Genomic DNA, 17,597 nt, shown 5'->3' on the forward strand with positions numbered 1-17,597 from the left:
CGTGACGACAGACACCCATTTCCTGCCGCTGCTCGCGGACCGCGACCCCGATGCACCGCTCGCATGGCGCGCCGGCGTGCCGGTGAGCACGCGGCAGTTCCTGGCCGACGTGGCCCGCTTCGCGCCGCTTTTGCCGGGCGAGGGGCCGGCGGTCAATCTTTGCGTCGATCGCTACGCCTTTGCCGTGAGCCTGGGGGCCGCGCTGGTGCGAGGCCACGCGAGCCTGCTGCCACCCGATGCGCGCCCCGACACGCTCGCACGCCTGCTCGAATCCGGCGGCACCCGCCTTTTCGCACTCACCGACGACCCGAAGCTCCAGACGCCCGGCATGCGGCGCGTGCTGATCGAAGACCGCGCCGGCGATGCAACGGGTGCAGGCGATAGCGCCGTGCCGTCGATCGACGGCGCCATGCACGCGGCCAGCCTGCTGACCTCCGGCTCGACCGGCGTGCCGCAGCCGCATGCCAAGACCTGGCGCACGCTGGTGGGCGACGTGGCGGTGGCCGTCAAGCGGCTGTGCAGGGTGCTCGAACGCCCGACCCTGGAAGGCGTGACGCTGGTCGCCACCGTGCCGGTGCAACACAGCTACGGCCTCGAGTCGTCGGTGCTGCTGGCCATGCTGGGCGGTGCCGCCTTCGAAAGCGGCCGACCATTCTTTCCGGCCGACGTGGCGCAGACGCTTGCCTCGGTGCCGCGCCCGCGCGCCCTGGTCACCACGCCGTTTCACCTCAAGACGCTGCTGCTGTCGGGCATCGAACTGCCGCCGGTCGACCTGATCCTGTCGGCCACCGCGCCGCTGTCGCCACAGCTCGCGCTGCAGGCCGAGCAGGCCATGGGCGGCGTGCTCCTTGAAATCTACGGCAGCACCGAATCCGGTCAGGTCGCCACGCGGCGCACCACCGAAAGCGAAGTCTGGGAAACCTTCGGCGACATCCGCGTCCATGCGGAGCCGGGCGAAGGCGATGGCCCCGAGCGCTTCATCTTCGAGGGCGACTTCATGCCTGAGCCGACGCCCATGGCCGACGTGCTCGAGTTGCTCGACGAACGGCGCTTCCGACTGTTCGGCCGCGCCAACGACCTGATCCACGTGGCGGGTCGGCGCAGCTCGCTCGCCCACCTGAACTACCACCTGAACAGCATTCCGGGCGTCGAGGACGGCGCCTTCTGGTTGCCCGACGAAGTGGCCGACGGCGTGGTGCGGCCCGTGGCGTTTGTCGTGGCGCCGACGCTTTCGGCGAACGAGATCATTGCTGCGCTGCGGCAACGCCTCGAACCCGTATTCGTGCCGCGCCGCGTGATGCAGGTCAAGGCCTTCCCGCGCGAAGGCACGGGCAAGCTCACCGTGCGGGCGCTGCGCGAATTCGCGCTGGCGCAGCTGGCGGAAGACGACACGCCGGTCCAGATGGGCCTGGCCGTGCCGGCCGATCACCCCGTTTTCGCGGGCCACTTCCCCGGCCAGCCGCTGCTTCCGGGCGCTCTGGTGCTGGCCGAAGTCATGGAAGCCATCCATCGGGTGCCGGCGCTGGTCGCGCGGCTGGGCGCGAATCCCACGCTGGCGGCTGCCAAGTTCCTGGCGCCGGTGCGGCCGGGGAGCACGCTCTCCATCGAGCTGCTTCCCGAAGCCGGAACCGGCCGTGGCGTGCGATTCGACGTGCGCTGCGACGGCGTCGTGGCTGTCAGTGGCCGATGGGTGGCTGTGCAAGAGTCGGCCTGATGAAGCACACCGATGCCGAGGCGCAGGCCGTCAACGAGGCCGCGCAGACCCACCAGGGGGCCGTGGTGCCCAAGGGCGACTGGACCCGTGCGCCCGAGCGCAGCAACATGCTGGCGCTGCGCTTCATCTGCCTGATGGCGCTGGTGTGCGGGCGCCGCATCACGCGGCTGCTGCTGCCGCCGATCAGCATCTACTTTCTTCTTTTCGCGCCCGCGCAGCGCCGGCACATCAAGCGCTACCTTTTCAGGGCCGTCGGCCCGCGGGCCGGGTGGATCGACGGCTACCGCCTGCTGCACGCCTTTTCTTCGACGGTGCTCGACCGCGTGTACTTCCTGCGCGGCCGCATGGACCTGTTCAAGGTGACGGTCGAGGGCAACGCGCCGATCGACGCCGAAGTCGCGCAAGGGCGGGGCGCTTTCCTGCTCGGCGCCCACGTGGGCAGCTTCGAGGCCATGGGCGCGTGCAAGCAGCAGGTGCACCGGAACAACCTGCGCCTGGCGATGCTGATGTACCCGGACAACGCGCAGCGCATCACGGCCATCCTCAACGCCATCGCCTTGCCCGAGCTGCGGCCCCACGTCATCGCGCTGGGGCGCCCGCATTCGATGCTCGCGCTGCGCGACTGGCTCGATGGCGGCGGCCTGGGCGGCATGCTGGCCGACCGCACGCTGCCCGGCAGCGAAGACCAGCCCGCGCACCAGCGCGGCAACAACATCGTGCTGCCGTTCCTGGGCCAGCCGGCCAGTTTCAACGACGGCCCCTTCCGGCTGGCGGCCTTGCTGCGCCGCAAGGTGTTCTTCATGGCGGGCCTCTATGGCGGCGGTGCGCGCTACGATGTCCGCTTCGACCCGCTGGCCGATTTCGGCGAGCCGGTGTCCAGCGCCGCCGAGCGCGAGCAGCGCATTCGCGCGGCGCTCGAAGCCTATGTCGCCCGCCTGGAAGCGCTGTGTCGCGCCTACCCGTACAACTGGTTCAACTTTCATGATTTCTGGCTCGAAGATTCGGCTTGACTGGCTCTGCAGGGCCGTGGTGCTGGCACTGGCGTTCTGCGCCATGCCGGCCTGGGCGGCGTTCGACCTGCCCGAGCTGATGGGCCTCCTGGCCAAGCAGAAGAGCGGCGAGGCCCGCTTCACCGAACAACGCTTCGTGCATGGCCTCGAAGGCCCGCTCGATGCCAGCGGCACGCTGAGCTTCGACGCGCCCGACAAGCTGGTGCGCCGCACGCTGTCGCCGCGCATCGAGACGATGGCGGTCGAGGGCAACACGCTGACGCTGTCGCGCGGCGGACGCAATCGCACGCTGGCGCTCGACAGCATGCCCGAGCTGCTCGGCCTCGTCGAAGCCATGCGCGGCACGCTGACCGGCGATGGCGCCACGCTGCAGCGCTACTTCAAGAGCACGGTGACCGGCGCGCCGACCAGGTGGACACTCGACCTCACGCCTCTGGACAGCCGGTTGGCCGCGCAGGTGCGCAGCATCCGCATCAGCGGCCGCGCGAGCGATGTGCTCGGGCTCGAAATGGAATTCGTCGGCGGTGACCGCTCGGTCATGAACATCTCGCCGAACGCGCCGGCGGCCGTGCCAACCAACGCGGCCCCGTCCGGCTCGGCGGCGGGACGCGCCACGCCGTGACCACGCAGCAGGCGGGCGGTCCGCCGGGCTGGCGGCGCAGGGCGGTGGTGTTGGTGGCGTGGTTGCTGGTGCTGCTGTGCGGCGCCATGGTCATCGCCCGCACGCAGATCGGCGCCGACCTCTCGGCCTTCCTGCCCAAGAGCCCCGACCTGCGCCAGCGCGTGCTGATCGAGCAGCTGCAAAGCGGCGTTGCCTCGCGCACGCTGATGCTCGGCATCGAAGGCGGCAGCAGCGCCGAGCAGCGTGCCGCGGTGTCCCGCGCGGTCGGCAAGGCGATGCGCGAGAGCCAGCTCTTCGACCTGATCCAGAACGGCGATGTCGGCGACTGGAGCGAGGCGGGCACCTGGGTGTTCGACCATCGCTACCAGCTGTCGCCCGGCGTCACGCCCGCGCAGTTCACCGCCGCCGGCCTGCGCGATGCGATCAACGAAACACTGTCGATGCTCGGCACGCCGGCCGGCAACGTCATCAAGCCATTTCTCGATCGCGATCCGACCGGCGAAACGCAGCGCATCGCGATGGAACTGGTGCCCGCCAGCGCGCCGCGCAGCGAAGACGGCGTCTGGATGTCGCGCACCGCGCCGCGCGCGCTCATGATCGCCACCACGCGCGCCGCCGGCAGCGACCTCGACGCGCAGGCGGTGGCCATCGCGAAGGTGCACGCCGCCTTCGAGGCCGCCACGCGCGACATGGGCGAAGCCAGGCCGACGCTGCTGCTGAGCGGGCCGCCGGTGTTCTCGGTGATGAGCCGCGACAAGATCAAGACCGAGGCCATCCACCTCGCCATCGTGGGCGGCATCGTGATGGGTGGGCTGCTGTTGCTGGCCTTCGCTTCGCCGCGTGCCCTGGTCATCGCCTTCCTGCCGGTGGCCACCGGCGTGGTGATCGGCACGGCCACCGTGAGCCTCGTGTTCGGTTCGGTCCACGGCCTGACGCTGGGCTTTGGCAGCACGCTGATCGGCGAGACGGTCGACTACGCCATCTACTACCTGATCCAGGCCCGCGGCGCCGCCGTGGCCGGCACCGGCTGGCGGCGCTGGCGCGAGGTGCACTGGCCCACGGTGCGGCTCGGGCTGCTGACCTCGGTGTGCGGCTTTGCGGCGCTGGTGTTCTCGGGCTTTCCGGGACTGGCGCAACTGGGTGTGTTCTCCATCGCCGGGCTGGTGTCCGCCGCGCTGGCCACGCGCTACGTGCTGCCGATGCTCGCGCCCGATGGCGCCACCGGCATGGGCATGCGCCGCCACATGGCGAAGGCTGCCGGCGTGCTGGTGCGCGGGCTGCCGCGCCTGCGCTGGCCGCTGGCCGCGCTCGGCGTGGCCGCGCTCGGGCTGGTGCTGTGGCAGGGCGGCCATCTGTGGCGTGCCGACCTGGGCGCGATGAGCCCCGTGCCCAAGGCGGCCCAGCAACTGGACGAAATGCTGCGCAACGACATCGGCGCCAGCGACGGCGGCGTGCTGGTGGTGGCCTACGGCGACGACGAGCAGGCTGCGCTGCGCAACACCGAAGCTGCCGCCTCGCGCCTCGACGCGCTGGTGGACAAGGGCGAACTCGTCGGCTACGAGGCCGTCACGCGCGTGCTGCCGAGCGTGGCTGCGCAAACGGCACGCCTTGCCAGCCTGCCGGACGGCGACAGATTGCGCACCCACCTGGCCGAAGCCACGCAGGGCCTGCCGCTGCCAGCGTCGCGGCTCGGGCCGTTCCTGGCCGATGTCGAGGCCGCGCGCAAGCTCGCGCCGGTGCAGCGGGCAGACCTCGTTGGCGGCCCGCTCGGCTCGGTGGTGAACACCTTGATGTACCAGCGCCCGGGTGGTGGCTGGTCGACGCTGGTCGTGCTGCACCCCGGCGCGACCTTCGACCAGGGCCGGCTCGAAGCCGCGCTGGCGGGCCTCCCCGAGGTGCAGGTGGTCGACGTCGGCCGCGAACTTGCGGGCCTCTATCAGCGCTATCTGCACGAGGCGTTCGTGCAGGTGCTGCTGGGTGCGCTGGCGGTGGTCGTGCTGCTCGGCATCTACCTGCGTTCGTGGCGCCGTCTGCTGGCCGTGTGCCAGCCGCTGGTGTTCGCGGTGATGCTCACGCTGGGCGGCATGGCCGTCATGCAGGCGGCGCTCGGCATCCTGCACCTGGTGGGGCTGCTGCTGATCGTGGCGGTGGGCTCGAACTACGCGTTGTTCTTCGACCAGTTGCGCACGACAGGGCGTGCCGACGAAGACACGCTGGCGTCGCTGATGCTGGCCAACCTGACGACGGTGGTGTCGTTCGGGCTGATCGCGATCTCGGACATTCCGGCGCTGTCGTCCATCGGCCGCGTGGTTGCGCCGGGGGCGTTGTTGGCACTGCTGTTGTCGGCTGCGTTCGCACGGCATGTGGCGCCGTCGAAGGCGCAGGGCTGATGGGAAAATCCGCCCCGATGTCTTCTTCCGCCTCCGCACCTTCCGAATCGTGGCCCTGGCCGCCGGCCATGCGCGCCAGCGCGGCGTGGCATGTGGCCGCCATCGGCGCGGGCGTGCTGGTGCCGGGCGCGTGGCCGTGGGCCATCGGCGCCATCGTGCTGAACCATGCGCTGATCACCGGTGCCGGGTTGACGCCCCGCAGCAACCTGCTGGGGCCCAACGTCACGCGGCTGCCCGAAGCGGCCGCCGCGCGACGCGAAGTGGCGATCACCATCGACGACGGGCCCGAGCCCGAGGTCACGCCCCAAGTGCTCGACCTGCTGGACGCCTGCGGCCAGCGCGCCACGTTTTTCTGCATTGCCGAGCGCGTGCTGGCACACCCCGAGCTGGCGCGTGAGATTGTGGCGCGGGGCCACAGCATCCAGAACCACACGGCGCAGCACCGGCATAACTTTTCTTTCCTGGGGCCACGCGGCTTTGCCAAGGAAATCGCGCGCGCGCAGGACATCCTGACCGAAGTCACCGGCCAGCGCCCGACCTGCTTTCGCGCGCCTGCCGGCCTGCGCAACCCTTTTCTCGAACCCGTGCTGCATCGCCTGGGCCTGTCGCTCGTGAGCTGGACGCGCCGCGGCTTCGATACGCGCGAAGGCGATGCCGCCAAGGTGATGGCGCGCCTCGGCCGCAACCTGCAGGCGCGCGACATCCTGTTGCTGCACGACGGCAACGCCGCGTGCACTGCCGAAGGAAAACCCGTTTTGCTGGAGGTATTGCCCTTGTTGCTCGAACGCCTGCGCGCCGATGGATTGCGCGCCGTCACCCTGCCCGAAGGACTCAAGCCATGAGCGCGGTGATGTCGTCGGCATCCACCGACACCGCGTGGCGTGAACTGCATGAGGCCGCCACGGTTCCGTACAAGAAGGGCGGCAGCTTCGCCTGGCATTTCGCGCGCGGCAAGCTGGGGCGCGATCCGGTGTTTCGCGGGCTGCTGGAGCGCGGCCTGGTCGGTGCGCAGCACCAGCGCGTGGTCGACATCGGTTGCGGGCAGGGCCTTTTCGCGAGCCTGTTGGCGTCGATGAGCGCGATGCAGCAGAAGGGCCGTTGGCCGTCGTCGTGGTCCACCACGCCGGCCGCCGCCGACTACACCGGCATCGAGCTGATGCCGAAAGATGTGGCGCGCGCACAGGCCTCCATCGGCCATCTGCAGCCCACGCCCCAACTGGTGTGCGGCGACATGTGCTCGGCAGCCTTGCCGGACTGCGACCTCGTGGTGATCCTCGACGTTTTGCACTACGTGGACCTCGAAGCGCAAGAGGGCGTGCTGCAGCGCGTGCACAGCGCATTGGCGGGTGGCGGCAATCCGCAGGCCCGATTGCTGCTGCGCGTGGGCGATGCATCGAGCCGGCGCGGCTTTGCGATCAGCCAGTGGGTCGACCGCACGGTGACGCGCATCCGCGGCCACAAGGTTTCGCCGACATGGGGCAGGCCTTTGGCCGAATGGAAGGCGCTGCTGCAGCGCCTCGGGTTCCGCGTGCAGAGCATTCCGATGAGCGAGGGCACGCCCTTCGCGAACGTGCTGCTGGTGGCCGATCTGGAAGCGGCTGCATGAGCGCACCCCAGACACTCGACCGCGCAGGCATCGCGCAGCGCATTCCGCACAGCGGCAGCATGTGCCTGCTGGAGCGGCTCGAAAGCTGGGATGCCGACGCGATCCACTGCAGCACCACGACGCACGCGGATGCGAGCAACCCGCTGCGCACCGCCGGCGGATTGCTGGCGCCGAACGCGATCGAATACGCCGCGCAGGCAATGGCACTGCACGGCGGCCTGCTGGCCGCTGAAGGCAGCACGCCTTCGGCCGGCTTCCTGGCGAGCGCCCGCAACGTGAAGCTGTCCGTGGCGCGGCTCGACGACATTGCTGGCGCGTTGCAGGTGCAGGCCAGGCGCCTGTCGGGCGACGAACGCCAGATCCTTTATGAGTTCACGGTGAAGGCCGACGACGGTCGCATGCTGGCCGAAGGCCGCGCCGTGGTGGTCCTGAACACGCCGCTGGCAGCAGAAAGCACAACCCCGTCATGAGTCTCGAAGGAAAACGCGCACTGATCACGGGCGCAAGCGGTGCGCTCGGTGCCGCCATGGCCGAGCGTTTCGCACGCGAGGGCGCCACGGTGCTGCTGCACGCGAATTCGCGGCCGGAATCGATCGAGCAACTGGCGGCGACCATCACCGCGGCGGGCGGCAAGGCGGAATGCCATGTGTTCGACCTGCGCAGCGACGAGGCCTGCGCGGCCGCGTGCACGCGCATGCTGGAAGGCGGCCCGATCCAGATCCTGGTCAACAACGCGGGCGTGCATGACGACGCTGTGTTGCCGGGCATGCGCGCGGAGCAGTGGCACAAGGTGATCGACGTGTCGCTCAACGGGTTCTTCCGCGTCACGCAGCCCTTGCTGCTGCCGATGATGCGGACGCGCTGGGGACGCATCCTGAACATCTCTTCGGTGGCCGCGATCGCGGGCAACCGCGGGCAGGTCAACTATGCGGCCGCGAAGGGGGCACTGAACAGCGCGACCAAGGCGTTGTCGCTCGAAGTCGCTTCGCGTGGGGTCACGGTCAATGCGATCGCACCGGGGATCATTGCGTCGCCGATGGCCGAGGCCGTGTTCGATGCGGCGCTCATCAACCAGATGGTGCCCGTGAAGAGGGCAGGCACGCCCGAGGAAGTGGCTGCGCTGGCAGCCTTTCTCGTGGGCAACGAGGCGGCCTACATCACGGGGCAGGTGATCTCCATCAATGGCGGAATGATCTGAAGCCTTGATCGTCGGGCGCACACACCGGGCGCCCCTCATCAAGGCAAAGCCGCCTCAACCCTGGAACGGCGGCGCCCCCGTCAGCTTGCGAAACACCAGCAGAGGCAGCCGCAAGACGAACTCCACCATCAGCCGCGCGTGCATCCACGTCAACAAGACGTTGTCGCGCCCATAGCGGAAGTGCGAAACCCCACCTTCCTCCGCCGTCAGGTACTTCACCGGCGCGTCGATGTTCACGGGCTTGACGCCGCGCCAGGCCAGCCGGACGACGGCTTCGGTGTCGAAATCGAAGCGCCGCATCCAGGGCTGCCGCGCCATCACGGCAATGAGGTCCGCGACGGGGTAGACGCGAAAGCCGTAAAGCGAATCGCCGACGCCGGCGAACAGGGTCTCCAGCTGCGTCCATCCGTTCGACACGCGCCGCCCACGCACGCGCAACAGCGGCGCGCTGGCATCGAACACCGGGCGCCCCAGCACCATCGTCTCGGGGCGCTCAAGGGATGCAGCCATGAAGGCGGGGATCAGGTCGGCCGGATGCTGCCCGTCGGAGTCCATCGTCAGCGCGTGTGTGAAGCCGGCCTCCTGGGCGGCGCGCAGCCCGTGCAGCACTGCCGACCCCTTGCCCTGGTTCTGCGGCAGCACCCACACCCGCAGCCCCGGGTCGGAGGCGGCCATCTGCTGCAGCCGCTCGCCCGTGCCGTCGTCGCTGCCGTCGATCACCACCCACACCGGGTTCCACTGGGCGCGTGCCGCCGCGACGGTCGAGAACAGGCGTTCACCCGTGTTGTAGCTGGGGATCAGGACAAGGTGGGTGCGCGAGGCGTCTGGCATTCGGGGGACGCGTCGGTGGCGCGCTGCTCCATGTTTTGGCGAAAGTATTGTTCCAGCTCGGCCTGCAACACGTCGCTGTCTTGCGTCGGTGCGAAGCGCTTGCCCAGCCGCAAGGTGAAGACGATGGGCAGCGGCGGCACGCGCCACAGCGGCCAGCCCTTGCCGAGGTACGGCGAATCGGTGTCGATGAACACCGTCTGGATCGGCGCCTGCGCCAGCTTGGCGATCAGGGTCACGCCGGGGCGAAACGGATTGAGCGGCGGCGTCACGGTGCGCGTGCCCTCCGGGAACACCACCAACTGGCCGCCGTTGCGCAGGTCAGTGACCGCAAGCCGCACCATCATGCGGGCCGACTTGTTGCTGATGTAGCGCGCGAGCCGGGCGCCCGCGCCGAGGAAGATGTTGCCCATCAGGTCGGCTTTCATGATGCAGGCGCTGCGCGGCAGGCGGGCCACCAGCAGCAGCGCGTCGAGCATCGTCGGATGGTTGGCAACGAAGATCAGGCCGGGCTCGCTGCGCATCGGGTCCAGGCAGGTGGCGTCGATGCGCATCATCCCGGTCACGGAGGCCAGCCACCAGAACATGCGGTAGGCAAAGGCGATCGTCACCCGGCCCAACACGCGCGCGGGCGTTGCCGGCATCACCGGGTAGATCAGCATGGCGATGCAGTTCCAGACCAGCGAGATCAGGCCCAGGAACAGCAGCAGCGCGTAGAGCATCAACGCGAGCGGGATCGCCGTAAGAATGCGCAGCACGCGAGTCATTGAATCGACGGATCGGGCGGGAAGCGCGACCGGGTCAGGCCCGCAGCCTGCCAGCGGCGACCGTGTGGGCCTCGATCTCGACGAGCAGGTCGCTGCGGCAGATGTCGGCTTCCAGGTACACCGCATGGCGGGCCATGGGCGCGTCGGCGCCCAGCGTGCTTTCGATGATCTCGCGCACGGCCTCGGTGTCTGTCGGATGCCTCACGTAGACCACGCAGTCCAGCTCGGCCAGGGAGAACTTGGCGGTGCCCCGTTCGTTGGCGGCCGCGATCACGGCCTGCAGGTTGCGCAGCGTTTCGCGGGTCTGCTCCAGCACGTCGCCGTGGTGCACGGTCTCGTGGCCGACGATGCTCGCGGTGCCCGAGATGAACAGCGCGATGTTGCCGTCGCCGATGTCGGACAGGGCCGCGCGCGAGAAGGTGGGCGAGCGCGGGCCATAGGTTTCGGGGTAGCGGTAGGCCGAGACCTGCCGCGGGTTTTCAACGGGCAGCGGTGCCTGCTGGCCGGCCAGGAAGCGGATCGACAGCGCCCCCTGGTGGATGCCCAGCGCGCAGGCGGCGGGAGCACCTTCGAAGGCAGCGCGGCCGGCTTCCAGAAACGCCTCTTGCCGTCCGAGATTGAACTGGCGATAGCGCTCCAGGCCACCGCCGTCGCCGTTGATCTGCGGCAGGTAGTTCCAGATGCGCTGCAGGTGCGGGGTGCCGGCCTGGTCCAGCGTCTTGAAGAGATCGCGGTAGGCGCGGTGCGAAAGTTCGGCCAGGCCCTGCTTTTCGGTGGCCTCGTCCAGGTCGATGGCGCCGAGCAGCCAGTGCCCGTCGGTGCGCCAGCGCGCGATGCCGGTGGTGCCCGACTCGATGTGCGGGCCCGTCACGTGCCACACGTCGGCCATGGCGCCGTGCGACGACAGCACGCGTGCATTGACGGTCGGCATCCAGGCCACGCCGTGCGGCGTGCCGTAGCCAAGCGCGGCGAAGGGCGCCTTGCCGCCGACCGCCAGCGCGAGGCTGTCCGGCAGCGAAAGGCGCTCTACGCGCAGATGGGATGGGTTTTCGTCCTGAGCTCGCACTGTCTACCTGGCCTCGACGATGGGTTCTGGTTTGATGGCGGTATAGGCAGAGAAAACGCCGAGGCTCGCATGCCGGCGCACGTCGCCGAAGCCGGCGGTGCCTAGTGCCTGCATCACCTGCTCGGGAGGAATGCAGGCCTCGATCGTGTCCCAGTAATAGCGCCACAGTTCCGAGGTGTCTCGCCGGCGACCGACCACGCGGGCGATCAACGGCACCACGGCACGCATGTAGCCCTTGAGCAGCGCCGTCGCGGCGCGGCCCTCGGGCTTGGTAATTTCGAGCACCACCACGCGGCCGCCGGGGCGGAGCACGCGATGGAATTCACTGAAGGCGGCGGCCACGTCGCTGATGTGGCGCATGGCGTAGCCCATGCTCACGAAGTCGCAGCTGGCGTTGGCGCGGGGCAGGGCCTCGGCCATCCCCTGCACCAGCTGGACGCCGGGGAGCCTGACCTGTCCCATCATTCCGGGGCTCGGGTCTACGCCCACGAGATGGCCGGTCGGGCCGATGATCTTCAAGGCTTCCCTCGCGACCAGCCCGGTGCCGATGCCGACATCGAGCACCCGCGCGCCCGGCGCGAGCCCGGCCTGCAGCAGCGCCGCGCGCCGGTAAGAGGGGCCGGTGCCGAAGGCGAGCACGCTCTCGATACGGTCGTAATCGGCGGCGGTGCTGTCGAAGATGCGACGCAAAAATGCCTGGTGCTCCGCCTCCGTGCTGTAGTACAGCGGCAAGGGGGCGTGGGGCGGCAGGGTGTCGAGTTTCCCCGGCCCGACAGAAGGCGATGGCGTCATCGAACGATTATCACCAAAAGGCCTGACCCGAATTCCCGTGCCCTGGCAGGCGTTGTGTGCGCCGGACAGTAAACTCGCTACTTGCTTTGAAAACACAAGACAGCGAGAGAGAAAGCCATGGCCGGACATAGCAAATGGGCAAATATTCAGCACCGCAAGGGCCGCCAGGACGAGAAGCGCGGCAAGCTCTGGACCCGTGCCATTCGCGAAATAACGGTGGCGGCACGCGCCGGTGGCGGTGACCTCAGCGCCAACCCCCGCCTGCGGCTGGCGGTCGAGAAGGCCAAGGCCGTCAACCTGCCGATCGACACCGTCAAGCGCAACATCGACAAGGCCACCGGCAATCTCGAAGGCGTCAATTACGAAGAGATTCGTTACGAAGGGTACGGCATCGGCGGCGCGGCGATCATCGTCGACACCATGACCGACAACCGCGTGCGCACCGTGGCCGAAGTGCGTCACGCTTTCTCCAAGCATGGCGGCAACATGGGCACCGAAGGCTCGGTGGCGTTCCAGTTCAAGCACTGCGGCCAGATCGTCTTTGCCCCCGGCACGAACGAAGACAAGGTGATGGAAGTGGCGCTCGAAGCGGGCGCCGAAGACGTGATCACCGACGACGACGGCGCCATCGAAGTGCTCACGCCCGTCGCCGACTTCGAGGCCGTCAAGAACGCGCTCGAAGCCGCGGGCCTGAAGCCCGAGGTGGCCGAAGTCACCATGCGCGCCGAGAACCCGATCGAAGTGACGGGCGAGGACGCAGCCAAGATGCAGAAGTTGCTCGACGTGCTCGAGGACCTGGACGACGTGCAGGACGTTTATCACAACGCCTCGCTGTCCGACTGACCGAATGAATGATTGATTTACAGCGAATGAAGAAGGCCCGCGAATGAAGGTACTGGTAATTGGGGGAGGGGGCCGTGAACACGCATTGGCGTGGCGGCTGGCGCAGGCCAACCGGGTCAGCCGCGTGTACGTGGCACCGGGCAACGGCGGCACCGTGAGCGACGAGCGCTACGACTGCATCGACATCACCGAGCCCGTCGCGCTGCGCGAATGGGCAATGGCGGAAAAGATCGCGCTGACCGTGGTCGGCCCCGAGGCACCGCTGGCGGCGGGCGTGGTGGACGAGTTCCGCGCGCACGGCCTGCGCATCTTCGGGCCCACGCAAGCTGCGGCGCAGCTCGAAAGCTCCAAGGCCTTCTCGAAGGCGTTCATGAAGCGCCACAAGATCCCGACTGCCGAGTACGAGGCCTTCACCGATGCCGCCGCGGCGCATGCGTACATCGACGCCAAGGGCGCGCCGATCGTCGTCAAGGCCGACGGCCTGGCCGCCGGCAAGGGCGTGGTCGTTGCCATGACCGCACAAGAGGCTCACGAGGCCGTCGACTTCATGCTGGTCGACAACAAGTTCGGCGTGTCGCACAACGAAGGCGGCGCCCGCGTCGTCATCGAAGAATTCCTGCAGGGCGAAGAAGCCAGCTTCATCGTGCTGTGCGACGGCAAGAACGTCACCGCGCTGGCCACCAGCCAGGACCACAAGCGCCTGCTCGACGGCGACGAAGGCCCCAATACCGGCGGCATGGGCGCGTATTCGCCCGCGCCTGTGGTCACGGCCGAGGTGCATGCACGCGCCATGCGCGAGATCATCTTGCCGACCATCCGCGGCATGGAAAAAGACGGCATTCCGTATACCGGCTTCCTGTACGCCGGCTTGATGATCGATGCGGCGGGCCATCCCAAGACGCTTGAATTCAACTGCCGCATGGGCGACCCCGAAACGCAGCCGATCATGATGCGGCTCAAGTCCGATCTGTTCGAGGTGTTCTGGCACGCCACCGACGGCACGCTCGACCAGGTCGAGCTGCAGTGGGATCGCCGCGTCGCGCTCGGCGTGGTGATGGCTGCGCACGGCTATCCGCTCTCGCCGCGCAAGGGCGACCGCATCACCGGCATTCCGCCCGAGGCCCCCGACGCCGTGGTGTTCCATGCCGGAACGACCATGCAAGACGGCGAGCTCAAGACCAGCGGCGGCCGCGTGCTTTGCGTGACGGTGTTGGCCGACAGCGTGAAGCTCGCGCAGCAGCGGGTCTATGAGGTGGCGGCGCGCGTCAGGTTCGACGGCGCCCAGTACCGCAAGGACATCGGATACCGCGCGCTCCACACGCGCAACAACCCCCACGCTTGATGCAGCAAACCAACCCGGCAGCGGTCGGCGAGTACCTGCGCGGACTGCAGCAGTCGATCATTTCGGCAGTGGAAAAAGCCGATGGCGGCACCTGTGTGCGCGACGCCTGGCAGAAGGCGCCCGGCGAACCGCTGCAGGGCCACGGCCTGACGTGCATCCTTGAAGGCGGTGCGCTGTTCGAGCGTGCGGGCTGCGGCTTCTCGCAGGTGCGCGGGCCGAAGCTGCCGCCCTCGGCCACGCAGAACCGGCCCGAGCTTGCAGGCGCGCCCTTCGAAGCGATGGGTGTGTCGCTGGTGTTCCATCCGCGCAACCCTTACGTGCCGATCGTTCACATGAACGTCCGAATGCTGGCTGCACTGCCGAAAGACGGCGAGGGCGGCGAGCCCGTGTGCTGGTTCGGTGGCGGCATGGACCTCACGCCTTGCTACGGCTTCGAAGACGACGCGGTGCATTTCCACACCGTGTGCCGCGACGCCCTCGCGCCCTTCGGTGACGACAAGTACCCGCGCTTCAAGACCTGGTGCGACGAGTATTTCTTCCTGAAGCACCGCAACGAGCAGCGCGGTGTCGGCGGCATCTTCTTCGACGACTTTTCCGAAGGCGGCTTCGAGAAGGGCTTCGCGATGATCCGTTCGGTCGGCGACGGCTTCCTGCCGGCCTACCTGCCCATCGTCGAGCGGCGTCGCGACGCGGCGTACGGCGAGCGCGAGCGCAATTTCCAGCTCTATCGGCGTGGGCGCTACGTCGAGTTCAACCTCGTGTGGGACCGTGGCACGCACTTCGGCCTCCAGTCGGGCGGGCGCACCGAATCGATCCTGCTGTCGATGCCGCCGCTGGCAAGCTGGGCCTACCAGCAGCAGCCCGAAGCGGGCAGCCCCGAAGCCGCGCTGTACAGCGACTTCATCGTGCGGCGCGACTGGTTGTGAACCCCTCCGGCAAGGCTGCGCGCATCGGCGTTTTCGGCGGCGCTTTCGATCCGCCGCACAACGCGCACGTGGCACTGGCCGAAGCCGCGCTTGCACAGCTCGACCTGGCCGAGCTGCACGTCATTCCCACGGGGCAGGCCTGGCACAAGAGCCGCGCGCTGACGCCGAAACAAGACCGCCTCGCGATGACGCGCCTGGCCTTCGCCGGCCTGAAGGGCACCGTCGTCATCGACAGCCGCGAAGTGTTGCGCGACGGCCCCACCTACACGCTCGACACGCTGCACGAGCTGCAGCAGGAGCAGCCGGGTGCACAGCTCGTTCTGATCATGGGCGCGGACCAGGCGGGTGCCTTGCCGACCTGGCACGGCTGGCAGGCTATACTCGGCATTGCTATCGTTTCTGTAGCGTATCGCGCACTATCGACGGGCGACATTGCTCGTTTTGATCCGAAAATGCTGCCCGGCCTCCCGGCTGGCGCGCGTTTCGAGGCGCTGGAACTGCCGGCCATGGACACCAGCGCCACCGAGATTCGGCGGCGCGCAGCACTCGGCGAGGATATTTCCTCGCTGGTTCCGCCCACCGTTGCACGCTATATTGACCAACACCACCTCTACCGCTCTGCCTGATGACCACTGAAGCCGCCGCCAAGAAAGACACCCAGAAACTCCAGCGAGCCATCATCGATGGACTCGAAGACGTCAAGGCGCAGGACATTCAGGTATTCGACACAGAACATCTTTCGCCGCTGTTCGAGCGCGTGATCGTGGCGTCGGGCACCTCGAACCGCCAGACCAAGGCGCTCGCCGCCAGCGTGCGCGACGCTGTGCGCGACGCCGGCTTCGGCAAGCCGCGCATCGAGGGCGAGGAAAACGGCGAGTGGATCATCGTGGACTGCGGCGCGGCCGTGGCGCACATCATGCAGCCCGCCATCCGCCAGTACTACCACCTCGAAGAGATCTGGGGCGACAAGCCGGTGCGCGCCAAGCTCGGCGGTGCCAAGCCTGCCGCTGCTACGGCACCGAAGGTGAGCGAAGAGAAGAAGCCCGTCGCAGCCAAGATGCCGAGCCTGCGTCGCGCGAGCGCTGCCAAGACCGCCATCCGCGCGGCCGAGCAGGAAGCCAAGGCCGAGAAGGCCAGCCGCGCGCCCGCCAAGAAGACGGCCGCCAAGAAAGCCCCTGCCAAGAAGACCGCCACCACCGCACGCGTGCCGGTGAAGGTCGTCGGCAAGCCGGCGGCCAAGAAGCCAGCAGCAAAGACGGCAGCAAAAACGGCCGCGAAGAAGGCGCCCGCGCGCAAGGCGGCTCCGCGCCGTCCATGAAGCTGCTGGTGGTCGCCGTCGGGCAGCGCATGCCCGATTGGGCGCAGACTGCCTGGGACGACTACGCCAAGCGCTTCCCACCCGAGCTCAAGCTCGAGCTGCGCGCCGTCAAGACCGAGCCGCGCGGCTCCAAGTCGCTGGAAACCCTCTATGCCGCCGAGCGCGAGCGCATCGAGGGTGCCATCGCCCGGGGCATGCGCATCGTCGTGCTCGACGAGCGCGGCACGTCGCTCACCACCAAGGCGCTGGCGGCACGGCTGCAGGCCTGGCAAGGCGAGGGCGACGACGTGGCCCTGGTCATCGGCGGCCCGGACGGGCTCGACCCTGCCTTCAAGGCCGCGGCGCACGAACGCATCCGCTTGTCCGACCTGACGCTGCCGCACGCGATGGCGCGGGTGCTGCTGGTCGAGCAGTTGTATCGGGCCTGGTCGGTGAACGCAGGTCATCCGTACCACCGCGAATGACGAGCGCCAACAGTCGGGCCGCGATGCTCGACGAGGCGGGCTACGCGCCGTTGCCGGCGCTCCTGCCGGCGGATCTTTTGCTCCAGACCGCACAGTCGCTCAAGTCCGCGCTGGGGCCGGCGGCCGGCAGCCGCAACCTGCTGGCCCAGCCACAGTGCCGTGAAATGGCGAATCACCTCAAAGTGCAGCTCGTCGACATGAATCTGCTCGACGCGTCGTCGGTGGCCGTGCAGTGCACGCTGTTCGACAAGACGGCCGAGAGGAACTGGCTGGTCGCGCTGCATCAGGACACCTCGATTCCCGCATCGGGCCCCGGCACGCCTGCTGTTGTCAAAGAAGGCGAGCCCTACGTGCAGCCACCGGTCGACGTGCTGCAGTCGCTGCTTGCCGTACGCGTGCACCTGGACGACTGCGGCGCCGATGCCGGCCCCTTGCGCGTCGTTCCGGGGAGTCATCATGCGGGCCGCCTCGATGACACCCAGGCACAGGCGACGCGCGCCGACCGTGGCGAGGCGATATGCACGGCCGCTCGCGGCGACGCGTTGCTGATGCGCCCGCTGCTGCTGCACGCGTCCTCCCGTGCGCGTTCGCCGGTTCGCCGCCGCGTCCTCCACTTCCTCTTCGGACCCGAACGCCTGCCGCACGGACTGGTCTGGAATCGCACCGTGGCCGGCGCACAACCTGCGTCGCCGGCTCCCCAGGAGAACTGAA

At 68.6% G+C, this 17,597-nt stretch carries 19 protein-coding genes; 15 read left to right on the plus strand and 4 right to left on the minus strand.

The genetic code is table 11. From position 1 onward, the window contains the following. Position 1 precedes the first annotated feature (1 nt). From ACGLHS_RS05505 to fabG, 8 genes are read left to right on the plus strand one after another with little or no spacing between them, the layout of a single operon-like run. Positions 2-1,714 carry an AMP-binding protein gene (locus ACGLHS_RS05505; RefSeq protein WP_394477576.1) on the plus strand — a complete coding sequence of 571 codons (1,713 nt, stop codon included), beginning with the start codon at positions 2-4 and terminating at the stop codon, positions 1,712-1,714. Next, positions 1,714-2,724: an acyl-CoA synthetase gene (locus tag ACGLHS_RS05510; protein WP_093237575.1), complete on the plus strand. Its 1,011-nt coding sequence runs from the start codon at positions 1,714-1,716 to the stop codon at positions 2,722-2,724. Before ACGLHS_RS05505 ends, ACGLHS_RS05510 begins: the two co-directional genes overlap by 1 nt. Continuing rightward, positions 2,696-3,346 (plus strand): LolA-related protein, encoded by a 651-nt coding sequence (locus ACGLHS_RS05515; protein ID WP_394477579.1) that lies wholly within the window; start codon positions 2,696-2,698, stop codon positions 3,344-3,346. Before ACGLHS_RS05510 ends, ACGLHS_RS05515 begins: the two co-directional genes overlap by 29 nt. Next, positions 3,343-5,736, plus strand: a complete 2,394-nt coding sequence (locus tag ACGLHS_RS05520) for an MMPL family transporter (protein WP_394477581.1) — start codon at positions 3,343-3,345, stop codon at positions 5,734-5,736. Before ACGLHS_RS05515 ends, ACGLHS_RS05520 begins: the two co-directional genes overlap by 4 nt. Continuing rightward, positions 5,736-6,578 carry a polysaccharide deacetylase family protein gene (locus ACGLHS_RS05525; RefSeq protein WP_394477583.1) on the plus strand — a complete coding sequence of 281 codons (843 nt, stop codon included), beginning with the start codon at positions 5,736-5,738 and terminating at the stop codon, positions 6,576-6,578. The genes ACGLHS_RS05520 and ACGLHS_RS05525 overlap by 1 nt, the downstream gene beginning before the upstream one ends. Next, a complete protein-coding gene (locus ACGLHS_RS05530; protein WP_394477585.1) occupies positions 6,575-7,342 on the plus strand; it encodes a class I SAM-dependent methyltransferase in 768 nt (255 codons plus the stop codon). The genes ACGLHS_RS05525 and ACGLHS_RS05530 overlap by 4 nt, the downstream gene beginning before the upstream one ends. Beyond that, positions 7,339-7,812, plus strand: a complete 474-nt coding sequence (locus ACGLHS_RS05535) for a hydroxymyristoyl-ACP dehydratase (RefSeq protein ID WP_394477587.1) — start codon at positions 7,339-7,341, stop codon at positions 7,810-7,812. Before ACGLHS_RS05530 ends, ACGLHS_RS05535 begins: the two co-directional genes overlap by 4 nt. Next, a complete protein-coding gene (fabG, locus tag ACGLHS_RS05540; RefSeq protein WP_394477589.1) occupies positions 7,809-8,540 on the plus strand; it encodes a 3-oxoacyl-ACP reductase FabG in 732 nt (243 codons plus the stop codon). Before ACGLHS_RS05535 ends, fabG begins: the two co-directional genes overlap by 4 nt. A gap of 54 nt (positions 8,541-8,594) precedes the next feature. Here fabG and ACGLHS_RS05545 read toward each other — a convergent pair whose 3' ends face one another. The 4 genes from ACGLHS_RS05545 to ACGLHS_RS05560 are packed head-to-tail and all read right to left on the minus strand — an operon-like array spanning position 8,595 to position 11,993. Continuing rightward, a complete protein-coding gene (locus ACGLHS_RS05545; RefSeq protein ID WP_394477592.1) occupies positions 8,595-9,371 on the minus strand; it encodes a glycosyltransferase family 2 protein in 777 nt (258 codons plus the stop codon). Further along, positions 9,338-10,135: a 1-acyl-sn-glycerol-3-phosphate acyltransferase gene (locus ACGLHS_RS05550; RefSeq protein ID WP_093237582.1), complete on the minus strand. Its 798-nt coding sequence runs from the start codon at positions 10,133-10,135 to the stop codon at positions 9,338-9,340. Before ACGLHS_RS05550 ends, ACGLHS_RS05545 begins: the two co-directional genes overlap by 34 nt. A 34-nt stretch (positions 10,136-10,169) precedes the next feature. Then, entirely contained in the window at positions 10,170-11,201 is a 1,032-nt protein-coding gene (locus ACGLHS_RS05555; RefSeq protein WP_394477595.1) for a Rid family hydrolase, read from the minus strand. Between the two features lie 3 nt (positions 11,202-11,204). Next, positions 11,205-11,993: a class I SAM-dependent methyltransferase gene (locus tag ACGLHS_RS05560; protein WP_093237584.1), complete on the minus strand. Its 789-nt coding sequence runs from the start codon at positions 11,991-11,993 to the stop codon at positions 11,205-11,207. Between the two features lie 117 nt (positions 11,994-12,110). Here ACGLHS_RS05560 and ACGLHS_RS05565 point away from each other — a divergent pair, with 117 nt between their 5' ends. Genes ACGLHS_RS05565 through ACGLHS_RS05595 form a run of 7 tightly spaced genes read left to right on the plus strand, consistent with a single transcriptional unit; the run spans position 12,111 to position 17,596 of the window. Then, positions 12,111-12,836, plus strand: coding sequence for a YebC/PmpR family DNA-binding transcriptional regulator (locus tag ACGLHS_RS05565; RefSeq protein WP_093237585.1), 726 nt, complete (start codon positions 12,111-12,113; stop codon positions 12,834-12,836). Between the two features lie 43 nt (positions 12,837-12,879). Beyond that, positions 12,880-14,178, plus strand: a complete 1,299-nt coding sequence (purD, locus tag ACGLHS_RS05570) for a phosphoribosylamine--glycine ligase (RefSeq protein ID WP_093237586.1) — start codon at positions 12,880-12,882, stop codon at positions 14,176-14,178. Then, a complete protein-coding gene (hemF, locus tag ACGLHS_RS05575; protein ID WP_394477599.1) occupies positions 14,178-15,104 on the plus strand; it encodes an oxygen-dependent coproporphyrinogen oxidase in 927 nt (308 codons plus the stop codon). The genes purD and hemF overlap by 1 nt, the downstream gene beginning before the upstream one ends. After that, on the plus strand, positions 15,101-15,730 hold the full coding sequence (gene nadD / locus ACGLHS_RS05580; protein ID WP_394477601.1) for a nicotinate (nicotinamide) nucleotide adenylyltransferase: 630 nt from the start codon (positions 15,101-15,103) through the stop codon (positions 15,728-15,730). Before hemF ends, nadD begins: the two co-directional genes overlap by 4 nt. Then, the gene (rsfS, locus tag ACGLHS_RS05585) at positions 15,730-16,422 is read left to right on the plus strand and encodes a ribosome silencing factor (protein ID WP_394477603.1); all 693 of its coding nucleotides are present in this window, start codon (positions 15,730-15,732) and stop codon (positions 16,420-16,422) included. The genes nadD and rsfS overlap by 1 nt, the downstream gene beginning before the upstream one ends. Then, positions 16,419-16,886: a 23S rRNA (pseudouridine(1915)-N(3))-methyltransferase RlmH gene (rlmH, locus tag ACGLHS_RS05590; RefSeq protein ID WP_394477605.1), complete on the plus strand. Its 468-nt coding sequence runs from the start codon at positions 16,419-16,421 to the stop codon at positions 16,884-16,886. The genes rsfS and rlmH overlap by 4 nt, the downstream gene beginning before the upstream one ends. Further along, positions 16,883-17,596, plus strand: a complete 714-nt coding sequence (locus ACGLHS_RS05595; protein ID WP_394477607.1) for a phytanoyl-CoA dioxygenase family protein — start codon at positions 16,883-16,885, stop codon at positions 17,594-17,596. Before rlmH ends, ACGLHS_RS05595 begins: the two co-directional genes overlap by 4 nt. The last annotated feature ends 1 nt before the right edge of the window (position 17,597 follow it).

The organism is Variovorax sp. VaC1 (assembly GCF_043658315.1).
In the GTDB taxonomy this organism is placed as follows: Bacteria; Pseudomonadota; Gammaproteobacteria; order Burkholderiales; family Burkholderiaceae_C; genus Variovorax.